Origin of the sequence: Lacrimispora indolis DSM 755 (assembly GCF_000526995.1) — a bacterium.
Classification (GTDB): Bacteria; Bacillota; Clostridia; order Lachnospirales; family Lachnospiraceae; genus Lacrimispora; species Lacrimispora indolis.
Map to the genome: position 1 here is coordinate 4936853 of NZ_AZUI01000001.1, position 13227 is coordinate 4950079.

A 13227-nucleotide genomic window follows, 5' to 3' on the forward strand; every position below is an offset into this window, starting at 1 on the left:
TCCACTTGCGTGCTAAGATAAAAAAATAAAAGCAGCAGGGAGGAATTACCAATGAGTAAAACAAATGACAGGATTTATAAAGTTGCGCTGACAGGACTGTTTGCAGCCATGTCTTATGTAGTATTTACATTCCTGCAATTTAAGATCACGCTTCCGGGAGGAGATGCCACCTCCATTCATCTGGGGAATGCGGTCTGCGTTCTGGGAGCGCTTTTGATCGGCGGGTTATACGGCGGTTTAGGCGGCGCCATCGGCATGACCATAGGAGATCTCTTTGACCCGGTTTATGTGGTATATGCACCGAAGACCTTTATCCTTAAGCTTTGCATCGGCCTGATTACCGGATTTTTGGCTCATAAAATCGGCAGGATTCAGGAATCCACTGATAAAAAGCATATCCTGACCTGGACCATTGCAGCCGCAGCAGGAGGTCTTTTGTTCAATGTGATTTTTGATCCCCTGATCGGTTACTATTATAAGCTTCTGATTCTGGGAAAACCGGCGGCAGAGCTGGCGCTGGCATGGAACGTTTTATCAACCTCCATTAATGCCGTGACTTCCACCATTGTGTCCGTCATCATTTACATGCCCCTTCGGGATGGCTTGGTCAGATCCGGACTGTTATCAAAAATTTATTAGGAGCTTTTATGACACCAGAAAAACATCAGAAAAAAATTGCTGTCATCAATGATTTATCGGGATATGGCCGCTGTTCTTTAACAGTGGCCCTCCCCATTCTTTCAGCATTAAAGGTCCAGTGCTGTCCTGTCCCCACTTCCATTTTATCCAACCATACCGGATTTCCCACTTACTTTTTTGATGACTATACAAAGAAAATGCCTTTGTATGTGGAACAGTGGAAAAAACTGGACCTATCCTTTGACGGGATTTACAGCGGATTCTTAGGCTCTGAGGAACAGATCGGTATTGTGGTTGACATGATCAGGGATTTCAGCACACCGGATACAAAGGTTATCGTGGACCCCATTATGGGAGATCACGGAAAGGCCTACCAGACCTATACGGAACGGATGTGCAGCCGCATGAGGGAACTGGTGGGATTTGGAGACATTGTTACACCGAATCTGACGGAAGCCTGCATCCTCACCGGAAGAGAATACCGGAGTTCGGGCTGGAAGCGCCGGGAGCTTCTTTCCATGGCGGCTGAGATATGGGATATGGGACCGGATTCCGTGGTGATCACAGGCATAAGGGAGGGTGGCTACGTGACCAACGTGGTGGCGGAAAAGGGCCGGGAGCCGCATTTCCTGCGTTCTCTTCATGTGGGAAGCGAACGGCCGGGGACGGGTGATGTGTTTTCCAGTATCCTGGCTGCTGAGACCGTAAAAGGCATTCCATTGACAGAAGCAGTGAAAAAAGCGGCCCGTTTTGTAAAGGCCAGCATTTTGAAATCCGATGAGCTTCATGTTCCGGTGAAAAACGGAGTGTGCTTTGAAGAAATCCTTTCTTTGCTCATTGGGAGATGAGAATGGAGAGGGAAATGCTTAAAAAGCGCGGGCAGAAAAGGGGAATTTTAGGAAAGGGGCTTTTCTTTGCCCTTTTTTTGTAGTATAATCAACGGCAGATTATTATGCGGGACAACTTTCGCAGAGAATATTGAGGAGAAACCAGGAGGAATACCATGTTAGATTTAAAGTTTGTAAGAGAAAATCCTGAAATTGTAAAGGAAAATATTAAGAATAAATTCCAGGACAGCAAGCTGCCGTTAGTTGACGAAGTCGTTGAACTTGATGAGAAGAACCGTGCGGCAAAGCAGGAAGGGGATGCCTTACGGGCTGAACGCAACAAACTTTCCAAACAGATCGGTGCCTTAATGGGACAGGGAAAGAAGGAAGAAGCGGAGGAAATGAAGAAGAAAGTGACTGACGCTTCCGAACATCTGGCCAAGTTGGAAGAAACAGAACATGAACTGGAAGAAAGAATCAAAAAGATCATGATGACCATTCCAAATATCATTGATCCCAGCGTACCTATCGGTAAGGATGACAGCGAGAACGTAGAGGTAGAGCGTTACGGTGAGCCTGTTGTGCCTGAGTTTGATATTCCGTACCATACGGAAATTATGGAAAGCTTTGACGGCATTGACCTTGACAGTGCAAGAAAGGTAGCAGGCAACGGCTTTTATTATCTAATGGGCGATATTGCAAGGCTTCATTCTTCCGTGATTTCCTATGCAAGAGATTTTATGATAAACAGGGGATTTACCTACTGTATTCCGCCATTCATGATCCGCAGTGAAGTGGTGACCGGCGTTATGAGCTTTGCTGAAATGGATGCCATGATGTATAAGATCGAAGGAGAGGATCTATACCTGATCGGTACCAGCGAGCATTCCATGATCGGAAAATTTATTGATACCATTCTTCCGGAAGGCAAGCTTCCTCAGACTCTGACCAGCTATTCCCCCTGCTTCCGTAAGGAGAAAGGCGCTCATGGCCTGGAGGAACGAGGGGTGTACCGGATCCATCAGTTTGAAAAGCAGGAAATGATCGTTGTCTGCAAGCCGGAAGAGAGCATGGATTGGTATGAAAAGTTATGGCAGAATACCGTTGATTTATTCCGCACTCTGGATATTCCCGTAAGAACCCTGGAATGCTGCTCCGGAGATCTGGCAGATTTAAAGGTGAAATCCGTAGATGTGGAAGCATGGTCTCCAAGACAGAAAAAGTATTTTGAAGTGGGAAGCTGTTCTAACTTAGGCGATGCCCAGGCAAGAAGGCTGAAAATCCGCGTTGCAGGAGACGACGGAAAGAAGTATTTTGCCCACACCTTAAACAATACAGTAGTTGCTCCTCCAAGAATGCTGATCGCTTTCCTGGAAAACAATTTACAGGCAGACGGAACCGTAAAGATTCCGGAAGCTTTACAGCCCTATATGGGCGGCATGAAAGCGCTTGTGCCGAAGAAATAAGAATTGACTGGGGTCCGGCTTTTTTTGAAAGGCTGGGCCTTTCCTTATTCCGGCCCATGCTTTTTGGGCAGTGCCCACCCCGCTTTATCGGGTGTTAAGGTATACCCGAAGGGTGTTTCCTTTAAAGAAGAATACCGGAGAATCCGGAATGAGTTTTTTTCCTATTCCCTGGGTAAGATGCGCGGTTGCAGTTGACAAGTGGCATAAGGAGTATGGTATGATGGATAGACAAAGACAGATGTGCAATCCGAAAATGGAAAACGTATCTGGTATAAAAAGAAAAGGAGTGACGGCGGTATGATTACATTTAACCACTTTAATTTTAATGTACTTGATCTGGAAAAGAGCTTAAAATTCTATAAGGATGCGCTGGGGCTTACCCCTGTGAGGGAAAAAACAGCGGCAGACGGTTCCTTCCGGCTGGTGTTTTTAGGCGATGGAAAAAGTGATTTCACTCTGGAACTGACCTATTTAACAGAACGAAAAGAGCCTTATAACCTGGGAGAATGTGAATTTCATCTGGCATTTCAGGCTGATGATTACGAAAGCTGCTATAAAAAGCATAAGGAAATGGGGATTATCTGCTTTGAAAACCCGGCCATGGGAATTTATTTCATCAGCGATCCCGACGGCTACTGGATCGAGATCATTCCCCCAAAATAAGGAGAAGCCGTGTATATTGATGTAAATGGAATCAAATTGTTTTATGAAGTGTCAGGCTCCGGTCCGGCCATTGTCCTTGTTCATGGAAACGGGGAGGATCACAGGATCTTTGATGAAACAGCGGAGCTTTTACGCAAAGATTATACCGTTTACGCCCTGGATTCCAGGGATCATGGAAAAAGTTCCCGGGTAAAGACTCTGGGCTATGATGAGATGGCTGAGGATGTGGCGGAATTTGTCAAAATAATGAACCTTAAAAGGCCTTATTTCTGCGGCTTCAGCGACGGCGGGATCATCGGGATCCTTGCTGCCGTCCGATACCCGGAGCTCTTTTCAAAGCTGGTGCTCTGCGGCGCGAATGCTTATCCCCAGGGCTTAAAATGGTACTGGCTCAAATTATTTACTGTCATGGAAACTTTAAATCATGATCCAAAGCTTCTGATGATGCTGAAAGAACCCAGGATCACAGGAAAAGACCTGGAGACCATCTGCGTTCCGGTACTTCTGCTGGCAGGAGAAAGAGATATGGTCCGTGAATCACATACCAATTACCTTGCCTCAAAGATAAAAGGCAGCTGTCTCCGGATCCTTCCGGGAGAGGATCATGGCAGCTACATCATCCATAGCAGGAAACTTTATTATTTCATGAAAAAGTTTCTTGAAAAACCTCTTCAAAGAGAAAAAAATGATTTAAATAAAGCAAGGGTGTAAAGAAAAAACACTTGACACCTTATGAAAAGTATTGTATGATATCCCAGGTGATGATATGGAAAGGATTGCAAGACAAGGCTTACTATATGATTTCTACGGCGCTCTTTTAACGGAGCATCAAAGGCATATTTATGAAGATGTGGTTTTCTATGACCTTTCTTTAAGTGAGATCGCAGAAGAACAGGGAATCAGCCGTCAGGGTGTTCATGACCTCATTAAACGGTGTGATAAGATCCTGGAAGGTTATGAAGAAAAGCTTCATCTGGTAAAAAAGTTTGAACAGACAAAAAAACTGGCCAGAGAGATTCAGAGTTTGACAAAAGAGTTTGCCGACAGGTCAGACATGAATCTGATCCGTCGCATCGAGGAGATATCGGGCGAAATCATCGAGCTGGAAGCTCATTAGGAGGGCGTTATATGGCTTTTGAGAGCTTATCCGATAAATTACAGAATGTATTTAAGAGCTTACGTGGCAAAGGACGCTTGTCTGAAGCCGATGTAAAAGCAGCCCTTAAAGAAGTGAAGATGGCTTTACTGGAAGCCGACGTAAGCTTTAAGGTTGTTAAACAGTTTATAAGTGCTGTACAGGAGCGGGCCATTGGACAGGATGTCCAGAACAGCCTGACTCCCGGACAGATGGTAATAAAGATCGTAAATGAAGAGCTGATAAAGCTGATGGGTTCTGAGACTACTGAGATTCAGTTAAAGCCTGCCAGCGATATGACCATCATCCTGATGGCCGGCCTTCAGGGTGCCGGTAAAACCACCACCACTGCCAAGATTGCCGGAAAACTTAAGGCAAAGGGCAGAAAGCCTCTTCTCGTTGCCTGTGACGTTTACCGTCCGGCTGCCATCAAGCAGCTGCAGATCAACGGTGAAAAGCAGGGGGTTCCCGTGTTCTCCATGGGAGAAAACCATAAACCGGCAGATATTGCAAAGGCCGCTGTGGCTTATGCGGCAAAAAATGACCAGAATGTAATCATTCTGGATACGGCAGGCCGTCTTCATATTGATGAAGACATGATGAACGAGCTGATTGAAATCAAAGAGACGGTGGAGGTTCATCAGACCATTCTGGTTGTAGATGCCATGACAGGCCAGGATGCGGTCAATGTGGCAGGAATGTTTAATGATAAGATCGGCATTGACGGCGTTATTATTACCAAGCTGGACGGCGATACAAGAGGCGGTGCGGCACTTTCCATCCGTGCAGTGACCGGAAAGCCGGTCCTTTATGTGGGCATGGGGGAAAAGCTTTCGGATTTAGAACAGTTTTATCCGGACCGTATGGCTTCCAGAATCCTTGGTATGGGAGACATTCTTTCACTTATTGAAAAAGCGGAACTTCAGGTTGACGAAGAAAAAGCAAAGGAATTATCCCAAAAGCTTCGCAAGGCAGAATTTGATTACAACGATTTCTTAGACCAGATGAACCAGATAAAGAAAATGGGCGGCATGGCAAGTATCCTTGGCATGATGCCAGGCATGGGACAGATGAAGGACATGGATTTTGATGAAAAAGCCATGGATCGGGTGGAAGCTATTATTCTTTCCATGACCAGCAAAGAACGGTTGAATCCGGAGCTTATGAAGAACGCTTCCAGAAAACAGCGTGTTGCAAAAGGTGCCGGCGTGGACATCAGCGAGGTAAACCGCATTGTAAAGCAGTTTGACCAGATGAAAAAAATGATGAAGCAGCTTCCCGGCATGATGGGCGGCGGAAAACGTCACGGCGGATTATTGGGCAAACTGAAATTACCGTTTTAATTTTAAAGTTAGCAAGGCAGTTTTCTGCATTCGCTATAAATTAGTTTTAGAATTCAAGATTTAAGGAGGTGAATTTCACAATGGCAGTAAAAATGAGATTAAAAAGAATGGGTCAGAAAAAGGCTCCTTTCTATAGAATTGTAGTTGCAGATTCCAGATCTCCAAGAGATGGCAGATTCATCGAAGAGGTTGGTTACTATGATCCTACCACAGAACCAAGCGTAATCAAGTTTAATGAGGAGAACGCTAAGAAGTGGTTAACAGCAGGTGCTCAGCCAACCGAAGTTGTAAGCAAGCTTTTAAAGATCGCCGGTATCCAGTAGTGAGAGGTGAAGCATATGAAGGAATTAGTAGAAGTAATTGCAAGAGCACTGGTTGATAATCCGGATCAGGTTGCTGTTACTGAAACCGTAAAAGAGGATGAAATCATCCTTGAACTTACGGTAGCACCTTCCGATATGGGTAAGGTAATCGGCAAGCAGGGCAGGATCGCAAAGGCCATCCGCTCTGTTGTAAAAGCAGCAGCTTCCAAAGAAGACAAAAAGGTTACTGTAGATATCCAGTAACCGGAAAAGACCGCCGGCCTGTCGGGACGACGGTCCTTTTGGTATTCAGCCGCAAATATTATGGAGAGACAGATGGAGAATTTGTTAAGAGTTGGCGTAATTTCATCCACCCATGGGGTGAGAGGAGAAGTAAAGGTTTATCCAACTACAGATGATGTAAACCGTTTTAAAGACTTAAAGAATGTGATCCTGGATGCCGGACGGGAACGTATGGAACTGGAAATCCAGGGCGTAAAATTTTTTAAGAATATGGTAATCCTTAAATTTAAAGGATATGATTCCATTGATGACATTGAAAAATACAAGGGAAAAGACCTGCTTATTACCAGGGATCAGGCCGTAGAGCTGGGACCGGATGAAAATTTCATTGTTGATCTGATCGGGCTTCGTGTAGTCACCGAGGATGGGAAGGACTTTGGAATCCTGACCGATGTGATTAAGACCGGAGCCAATGACGTTTACGAAGTAAAAACGACAGAAGGGAAGGAAGTCCTGCTTCCGGCAATCAGGGAATGTGTGCTGAATGTGGATTTGACAGAAGGTCTTGTTACGGTTCACATCATGGACGGGCTTCTGGATTAAGATAGAGGAGTGGAAATAAACAATGAATTATCACATATTAACCCTGTTTCCTGAGATGGTTCAAAACGGCCTTCATACCAGCATCATCGGGAGAGCGGCGGAAAAGGGCCTCTTATCCATTGAAGCCATTGATATCCGGGAATATTCCACGGACAAGCACCGTCATGTGGATGATTATCCTTATGGCGGAGGAGCCGGAATGGTCATGCAGCCCATGCCCATCTGTGAGGCATATGATGACTTGTGTGAGAAGATCGGAAAAAAGCCCAGGGCCATTTATATGACTCCCCAGGGAAGGGTTTTTAATCAGAAGATCGCGGAGGAACTGGCAAAGGAAGAGGACCTTGTTTTCCTATGCGGACATTATGAAGGTATCGATGAGAGAGCTTTGGAGCTGATTGCCACGGATTATCTTTCCATTGGTGACTATGTACTCACAGGAGGCGAGCTTCCGGCCATGGTCATGATCGACTGCATTTCCAGACTGATTCCCGGCGTCTTAAACAACGAGACTTCTGCTGAATTTGAATCCTTCCATGATAATCTTCTGGAATATCCCCAGTACACCAGACCGGAAGAGTACAGGGGACTTCGGGTTCCTGAAATCCTTTTATCCGGGCATCATAAGAATATTGATATCTGGCGGAGAGAACAGTCCATAAAACGGACCCTGGAACGCAGGCCGGACCTTCTGGCTGATGCCAGCCTGTCAAAAAAAGAGGCAGAATATTTAAAAAAACTTGAAAATGAGATGGAAAAACGGGAATGATTAGGAAAGAAAGGACTTGCATTCTAAGGTCCTTTATGATAAAATATATAACGTTGTGATGAAAAGGCGATGTTCCTCTGTTACGGATTCCAATTGCAAAGTATTAAGAACATCAAATAATATCAAGGAGGTTCACACAATGAACGAAATTATTAAGAATATTGAAGCAGCACAGTTAAAGCAGGCAGTTCCGCAGTTCTGCGTTGGCGATACCGTTAAGGTATACAACAAGATCAAAGAGGGAACCCGCGAAAGAATTCAGATTTTCGAAGGAACCGTTATTAAAAGACAGAATGGCGGCGCCAGAGAGACATTTACCGTAAGAAAGAATTCTAACGGCATTGGTGTTGAGAAGACCTGGCCATTACATTCCCCTTCCGTAGACAACATTGAAGTTGTAAGAAAGGGTAAAGTAAGAAGAGCAAAACTGTATTACTTAAGAGACAGAGTTGGTAAGGCCGCCAAGGTTAAAGAATCAGTTAAATAATTCCGGATCAGATGAGGGGGACAATGCAAATTGTCCCTTTCTTGACATGAGTTACTTATAGATGGGGTGTTTCATACATGGATTTCTATCACAGTGAAGATAATAATAAGCTCCGGCATGTAGTCAACTGGATCGTTGACATTGTTGTGGTGATCGCATTTGCATGGTTTCTGGTCTATGCTTATGGAACACAGATCCCGATTGCAGGTCATTCCATGCTCCCTCTTCTTACCTCGGATGATGTGGTTTTAATGGACCGTCTGGTCTATGATTTTAGCCATCCCAACCGGTTTGATGTGGTAGTATTTCAAAGAGAAGACCAGAAAATGAACGTAAAGCGGGTCATCGGCCTGCCTGGGGAAACCGTGCAGATAAAAAACGATGAAATCTATATTGACGGCGAAAAGCTTAAGGAACCTGCAGGTCCTGGCCGCATTTCCCTGGCAGGGCTTGCGGAAAAGCCGGTCAAGCTTGGAGATGATGAATATTTCCTGCTGGGTGACAACAGAGACAGCAGTGAAGACAGCCGCTTTGCCAATATCGGAAATGTAAGCAGAGGCCAGATCCAGGGAAAGGTATGGTTCCGGATTCTGCCGTTTGTAAAAATGGAACTAATTCGTTCGAAGTAGAGGAATGTTATGAATATACAATGGTATCCAGGTCATATGACCAAAGCCAAAAGGGCTATGAAAGAAGATATTAAATTAATTGATCTGATAATAGAGCTGGTGGATGCAAGAGTCCCTTTAAGCAGCCGGAATCCTGATATTGATGAATTAGGAGCCGGAAAGGCGCGCATGGTTCTGCTTAATAAATCCGATCTTGCAGATGAACGCTGCAACAGCGCATGGGAGTCTTATTTTGAAGCAAAAGGCTGCCACGTTGTTAAGGTGAATTCAAAAAGCGGAGCAGGTCTTAAGCAGATCAATGGTGTTGTTCAGGAGGCTTGCAAAGAGAAAATTGAGCGTGACCGCAGAAGAGGGATTTTAAACCGCCCGGTGCGGGCAATGGTGGTAGGAATCCCCAACGTGGGAAAATCTACCTTTATCAACTCCTTTGCAGGAAAAGCGTGTGCGAAAACAGGAAACAGGCCAGGCGTGACAAAAGGAAACCAATGGATCAGGCTGAATAAAAGCCTGGAGCTCCTTGATACTCCCGGAATCCTGTGGCCGAAATTTGAGGACCAGCAGGTAGGACTTAAGCTCGCTCTCATTGGATCCGTCAATGACGAGATACTGAATAAGGATGAACTTGCCATGGAACTCATCCGTTTCCTGACAAGAGAATATCCCCATGTTCTTTCTGAGAAATATGGCATAAAATCAGAAGATGTGCTGGAGGGATTAAAACAGGTGGCTCGGGTCAGAGCCTGTCTTGCAAAGGGCGGGGAGCTGGATTTAATGAAGGCTTCCAACCTTCTGATTGATGATTTCAGGAACGGAAGGCTGGGGCGGATGACTCTGGAGCGTCCTGCGGAATAGAGCAATAGGGTTTTGCTTTTTGAAAAAGAGCAAGACCCTGTTTTTTCAATCGTGAAATGAGAACTGGAGACAAAAATGAGAAAATTAACAGAAGAAAAGCTTCAGGAAGAACGGGAACGCCTGGAGAAAATGAAAGAGTTTGAACGCCGGTATGGAGATCATGTACTGGTTTGCGGCATAGATGAAGCTGGCAGGGGGCCGCTGGCAGGACCGGTGGTGGCAGGTGCGGCGATCCTTCCAAGGGACTGTGAGATCCTTTATTTGAATGATTCAAAAAAGCTGTCTGAGAAACGGAGAGAAGCTCTGTTTACAGAGATTATGGAAAAAGCCTCCTCTTTTGCAGTGGGTGTCGTGGGAGCGGACAGGATTGACGAAATAAATATCCTGCAGGCAACCTATGAGGCTATGAGGCAGGCTATAAGCAAATTGGATGCAGAGCCGGAAGTTTTTTTAAACGATGCAGTTACGATTCCGGGCATTGCTGCTTCCCAGGTGCCCATTATTAAGGGAGATTCCAAAAGTGTGTCCATTGCTGCTGCAAGCATTTTAGCAAAAGTTACCAGGGATCATATGATGGAAGAGTATGACAAATTGTTTCCGGAATATGGTTTTGCCAAGCACAAAGGGTATGGGACGGCTGCCCATATAAAGGCATTAAAGGAAATTGGCCCATGCCCCATTCACAGGCGCAGCTTTATAAAGAACTTTGTGGATTGACGAAAAATGGGGGATGTATTTGAAAAATCATCGGGAAGTCGGAAATGAGTTTGAGGATGCGGCTGCCGCATATTTGGAAAAAAATGGATATGTAATATTGGAACGGAATTATCGGGACCGCCTGGGTGAGATTGATATTATCGCAAAGAATGGGATAGAATTAGTCTTTGTGGAAGTAAAATACCGGCGGACTCTGGAGAAGGGTGATCCGGCGGAAGCTGTTCATCTTTTGAAACAGAGAAAAATCAGGAATGCTGCAAAAGGGTATTTATACCGACACCGTCTGGGAGAGGATATTCCCTGCCGGTTTGATGTGGTGGCGATCCTGGGAGAGGAAATCCGGCTGATTAAGGACGCATTTTAAACAAAGGTGTGATGAAAGATATGTGGAAACGAAGAGTTCAGGAAATGAGAATGGATTATAAAACAGTAGAAAAGGTACCTTATTTATCTTTTCCGATTTTAGAAAAAACAGGGCTTGTAAAGCAGGGTTTTTCAACGAAGCTGGGAGGAGTCAGTCAGGGAAAGTTTGCTACCATGAATTTTACATTTACCAGGGGAGATAACCGGGCCCATGTCCTGGAAAACTATAGCAGAATGGGAAAGGCCCTGGGAGTTGATGTGGAACGGATGGTCCTGTCCTATCAGACTCATACCACCAATGTCCGGCTGGTGACGGAAGAGGACGCAGGGAAAGGGATCATAAAGGAACGGGATTATGAAAATGTGGATGGATTAATCACCAATGTCCCGGGAATTACCCTGGTGACTTTTTATGCGGATTGTGTGCCCCTTTATTTTCTGGATCCTGTCCATCGGGCCATTGGGCTCAGCCATTCCGGCTGGAGAGGGACTGTGAACCGTATGGGGAAAATCACCCTAGAGAAAATGAGAGAAGCTTTTGGAACAAGGGCAGAGGAGGTGATCGCCTGCATTGGCCCCAGCATCTGCAGGGATTGCTATGAGGTAGGAAGCGAGGTCGCCCAGGAGTTTAGGAAGGGATTTGATAAAAGACATTGGGAAGGGATATTAGCTGAAAAGGAAGATGAGAAGTATTTGCTTGATCTTTGGAGGGCAAATGAGATTATCCTGTTGGAAACAGGAGTGAAGCAGGAAAATATCCAGGTCACGGATATCTGTACCCATTGTAATTCAGACTATTTATTTTCCCATCGGACGACTGGAAATGAGAGAGGGAATCTGGCGGCATTTTTAGGGCTTGCGGAGAAATAAAAAGTTTGATGACCAGGCCGGTCTAATTATAAAATGGCTTAAATACCGCGGTATTTAAGCCATTCATTATTGTTCTTTACCTGTTTTAAACTAAAACATATTTTTTTAATAAATTCTGTATCTTTTCTGTAGAAGAAAGGGCTCTGCTTATAGGCACGTCATGATTTAAGGAATTCACAATTGCCGCAATGTATTTACTGATGTCCGCCTCCACATACCATTCTCTTTCCAGTAATTCCTTGGGACGGTGGTTTAGATTGGTGGTAACGACACAGTCAATGTAGCCGCGGTTGTAATACTCGTCGAATTTGGTCAGTCCGTTGGTGAAGAGGCCGAAGGTACAGCATACGATTACCTTGTCCGCCTTTCGATCTTTTAATTCCTTTGCAGTATCCAGCATGCTCTCTCCGGAAGAGATCATATCGTCTACAATCAGCACTGTTTTGCCTTCTACGGAGGAACCTAAGAACTCGTGGGCAACGATAGGGTTGCGTCCGTCCACCACTTTGGAGTAGTCCCGTCTCTTATAGAACATACCCATATCCACGCTTAAGTTGTTTGCCAGGTACACAGCACGGTCCATAGCGCCTTCATCCGGGCTGATGACCATTAAATGCTCCTTATCGATCCTTAAGTCCGGATACTGCTTTAACACTGCCTTGACAAACTGGTAGGTAGGCATGAAATTGTCAAAGCCGCTTAAAGGAATAGCATTTTGAACACGGGGATCATGGGCGTCAAAGGTGATGAGGTTGCTGACTCCCATAAAAACCAGTTCTTCCAAAGCCATGGCGCAGTCCAGGGACTCCCTTTTTGTTCTTTTGTGCTGGCGGCTCTCATATAAAAACGGCATAATGACATTTACCCTGTGGGCCGTTGCGCTGCATGCGCCGATAATCCTTTTTAAATCCTGAAAATGATTATCAGGTGACATGTGGTTGGTATAACCATTGACCGAATAGGTTATGCTGTGATTGGTGACATCTGCCATTACAAAGACATCCGTTCCCCGGACAGATTCTTTGATAATGCCTTTTGCTTCTCCGCTTCCAAAACGCGGGCATTCGCATTTGAGAAGGTAGGAGTCCACATCATACCCGCGGTAGTGAAGATCGGCTTTCCGGCGTATGAGCTCCTGGATATCATTTCTGCGGAAACCTACGATGTGATCGTTTACTTTTCCGGCCAGTTCCCGGCAGCTTTCCAGCGCTGCAATCTTTAAGGGAGCAACAGGTAGTTGGTCGTTAAATACATAATCATGTGCCATGACAAAGAGTCCTCCATAATAAATGAACAGCCAGCCGTAAGACTGCCTGCTT

General features: G+C 45.2%; 19 protein-coding genes. 18 read left to right on the forward strand and 1 reads right to left on the reverse strand.

Going from position 1 to position 13227, the window contains the following annotated elements; genetic code table 11:
- Positions 1-51: 51 nt before the first annotated feature.
- The 18 genes from K401_RS0124020 to pgeF all read left to right on the forward strand — a co-directional run bounded on the left by K401_RS0124020 (position 52) and on the right by pgeF (position 11908).
- Positions 52-639, forward strand: coding sequence for an ECF transporter S component (locus tag K401_RS0124020; protein WP_024295335.1), 588 nt, complete (start codon positions 52-54; stop codon positions 637-639).
- An 8-nt stretch (positions 640-647) separates the two neighbouring features.
- Positions 648-1487 carry a pyridoxamine kinase gene (locus K401_RS0124025; protein ID WP_024295336.1) on the forward strand — a complete coding sequence of 280 codons (840 nt, stop codon included), beginning with the start codon at positions 648-650 and terminating at the stop codon, positions 1485-1487.
- Positions 1488-1642: 155 nt separating this feature from the next.
- Positions 1643-2932 (forward strand): serine--tRNA ligase, encoded by a 1290-nt coding sequence (gene serS, locus K401_RS0124035; protein WP_024295337.1) that lies wholly within the window; start codon positions 1643-1645, stop codon positions 2930-2932.
- A gap of 148 nt (positions 2933-3080) precedes the next feature.
- Positions 3081-3233 carry a hypothetical protein gene (locus tag K401_RS33275; protein WP_166435293.1) on the forward strand — a complete coding sequence of 51 codons (153 nt, stop codon included), beginning with the start codon at positions 3081-3083 and terminating at the stop codon, positions 3231-3233.
- Positions 3230-3595 (forward strand): VOC family protein, encoded by a 366-nt coding sequence (locus K401_RS0124045; RefSeq protein ID WP_024295338.1) that lies wholly within the window; start codon positions 3230-3232, stop codon positions 3593-3595. Before K401_RS33275 ends, K401_RS0124045 begins: the two co-directional genes overlap by 4 nt.
- Before the next feature lie 9 nt (positions 3596-3604).
- Positions 3605-4306, forward strand: a complete 702-nt coding sequence (locus K401_RS0124050) for an alpha/beta fold hydrolase (protein ID WP_024295339.1) — start codon at positions 3605-3607, stop codon at positions 4304-4306.
- A 55-nt stretch (positions 4307-4361) separates the two neighbouring features.
- Positions 4362-4712: a YlxM family DNA-binding protein gene (ylxM, locus tag K401_RS0124055; RefSeq protein WP_024295340.1), complete on the forward strand. Its 351-nt coding sequence runs from the start codon at positions 4362-4364 to the stop codon at positions 4710-4712.
- An 11-nt stretch (positions 4713-4723) separates the two neighbouring features.
- A complete protein-coding gene (gene ffh, locus K401_RS0124060) occupies positions 4724-6073 on the forward strand; it encodes a signal recognition particle protein (RefSeq protein WP_024295341.1) in 1350 nt (449 codons plus the stop codon).
- Between the two features lie 80 nt (positions 6074-6153).
- Positions 6154-6396 (forward strand): 30S ribosomal protein S16, encoded by a 243-nt coding sequence (rpsP, locus tag K401_RS0124065; RefSeq protein WP_013272775.1) that lies wholly within the window; start codon positions 6154-6156, stop codon positions 6394-6396.
- 15 nt (positions 6397-6411) lie between these two features.
- Positions 6412-6639: a KH domain-containing protein gene (locus tag K401_RS0124070; RefSeq protein WP_024295342.1), complete on the forward strand. Its 228-nt coding sequence runs from the start codon at positions 6412-6414 to the stop codon at positions 6637-6639.
- 72 nt (positions 6640-6711) lie between these two features.
- Positions 6712-7221 (forward strand): ribosome maturation factor RimM, encoded by a 510-nt coding sequence (rimM, locus tag K401_RS0124075; RefSeq protein WP_024295343.1) that lies wholly within the window; start codon positions 6712-6714, stop codon positions 7219-7221.
- A 22-nt stretch (positions 7222-7243) separates the two neighbouring features.
- On the forward strand, positions 7244-7990 hold the full coding sequence (gene trmD / locus K401_RS0124080; protein WP_024295344.1) for a tRNA (guanosine(37)-N1)-methyltransferase TrmD: 747 nt from the start codon (positions 7244-7246) through the stop codon (positions 7988-7990).
- 139 nt (positions 7991-8129) lie between these two features.
- Positions 8130-8477 carry a 50S ribosomal protein L19 gene (gene rplS, locus K401_RS0124085; RefSeq protein ID WP_024295345.1) on the forward strand — a complete coding sequence of 116 codons (348 nt, stop codon included), beginning with the start codon at positions 8130-8132 and terminating at the stop codon, positions 8475-8477.
- A 77-nt stretch (positions 8478-8554) separates the two neighbouring features.
- A complete protein-coding gene (gene lepB, locus K401_RS0124090) occupies positions 8555-9106 on the forward strand; it encodes a signal peptidase I (protein ID WP_024295346.1) in 552 nt (183 codons plus the stop codon).
- 9 nt (positions 9107-9115) lie between these two features.
- A complete protein-coding gene (gene ylqF, locus K401_RS0124095; RefSeq protein ID WP_024295347.1) occupies positions 9116-9958 on the forward strand; it encodes a ribosome biogenesis GTPase YlqF in 843 nt (280 codons plus the stop codon).
- A gap of 75 nt (positions 9959-10033) precedes the next feature.
- Entirely contained in the window at positions 10034-10675 is a 642-nt protein-coding gene (gene rnhB / locus K401_RS0124100) for a ribonuclease HII (protein WP_024295348.1), read from the forward strand.
- A 13-nt stretch (positions 10676-10688) separates the two neighbouring features.
- Entirely contained in the window at positions 10689-11039 is a 351-nt protein-coding gene (locus K401_RS0124105; RefSeq protein WP_029695223.1) for a YraN family protein, read from the forward strand.
- 11 nt (positions 11040-11050) lie between these two features.
- A complete protein-coding gene (gene pgeF / locus K401_RS0124110; RefSeq protein WP_024295350.1) occupies positions 11051-11908 on the forward strand; it encodes a peptidoglycan editing factor PgeF in 858 nt (285 codons plus the stop codon).
- An 85-nt stretch (positions 11909-11993) separates the two neighbouring features.
- Here the strand turns inward: pgeF and K401_RS0124115 are convergent, their stop codons facing one another.
- Positions 11994-13175: a ribose-phosphate pyrophosphokinase gene (locus K401_RS0124115; RefSeq protein WP_024295351.1), complete on the reverse strand. Its 1182-nt coding sequence runs from the start codon at positions 13173-13175 to the stop codon at positions 11994-11996.
- Positions 13176-13227 lie beyond the last annotated feature (52 nt).

Bases quoted from the DNA above. Each gene is read 5' to 3' on its own strand.
- serS (WP_024295337.1), top strand. From the start codon at position 1,643: ATGTTAGATTTAAAGTTTGTAAGAGAAAATCCTGAAATTGTAAAGGAA.
- lepB (WP_024295346.1), top strand. From the start codon at position 8,555: ATGGATTTCTATCACAGTGAAGATAATAATAAGCTCCGGCATGTAGTC.
- K401_RS0124105 (WP_029695223.1), top strand. From the start codon at position 10,689: ATGTATTTGAAAAATCATCGGGAAGTCGGAAATGAGTTTGAGGATGCG.
- K401_RS0124115 (WP_024295351.1), bottom strand. From the start codon at position 13,175: ATGGCACATGATTATGTATTTAACGACCAACTACCTGTTGCTCCCTTA.
- ffh (WP_024295341.1), top strand. From the start codon at position 4,724: ATGGCTTTTGAGAGCTTATCCGATAAATTACAGAATGTATTTAAGAGC.
- K401_RS0124025 (WP_024295336.1), top strand. From the start codon at position 648: ATGACACCAGAAAAACATCAGAAAAAAATTGCTGTCATCAATGATTTA.
- pgeF (WP_024295350.1), top strand. From the start codon at position 11,051: ATGAAAGATATGTGGAAACGAAGAGTTCAGGAAATGAGAATGGATTAT.
- rplS (WP_024295345.1), top strand. From the start codon at position 8,130: ATGAACGAAATTATTAAGAATATTGAAGCAGCACAGTTAAAGCAGGCA.
- trmD (WP_024295344.1), top strand. From the start codon at position 7,244: ATGAATTATCACATATTAACCCTGTTTCCTGAGATGGTTCAAAACGGC.
- rpsP (WP_013272775.1), top strand. From the start codon at position 6,154: ATGGCAGTAAAAATGAGATTAAAAAGAATGGGTCAGAAAAAGGCTCCT.
- rimM (WP_024295343.1), top strand. From the start codon at position 6,712: ATGGAGAATTTGTTAAGAGTTGGCGTAATTTCATCCACCCATGGGGTG.
- rnhB (WP_024295348.1), top strand. From the start codon at position 10,034: ATGAGAAAATTAACAGAAGAAAAGCTTCAGGAAGAACGGGAACGCCTG.
- K401_RS33275 (WP_166435293.1), top strand. From the start codon at position 3,081: ATGAGTTTTTTTCCTATTCCCTGGGTAAGATGCGCGGTTGCAGTTGAC.
- ylxM (WP_024295340.1), top strand. From the start codon at position 4,362: ATGGAAAGGATTGCAAGACAAGGCTTACTATATGATTTCTACGGCGCT.
- K401_RS0124045 (WP_024295338.1), top strand. From the start codon at position 3,230: ATGATTACATTTAACCACTTTAATTTTAATGTACTTGATCTGGAAAAG.
- K401_RS0124020 (WP_024295335.1), top strand. From the start codon at position 52: ATGAGTAAAACAAATGACAGGATTTATAAAGTTGCGCTGACAGGACTG.
- ylqF (WP_024295347.1), top strand. From the start codon at position 9,116: ATGAATATACAATGGTATCCAGGTCATATGACCAAAGCCAAAAGGGCT.
- K401_RS0124070 (WP_024295342.1), top strand. From the start codon at position 6,412: ATGAAGGAATTAGTAGAAGTAATTGCAAGAGCACTGGTTGATAATCCG.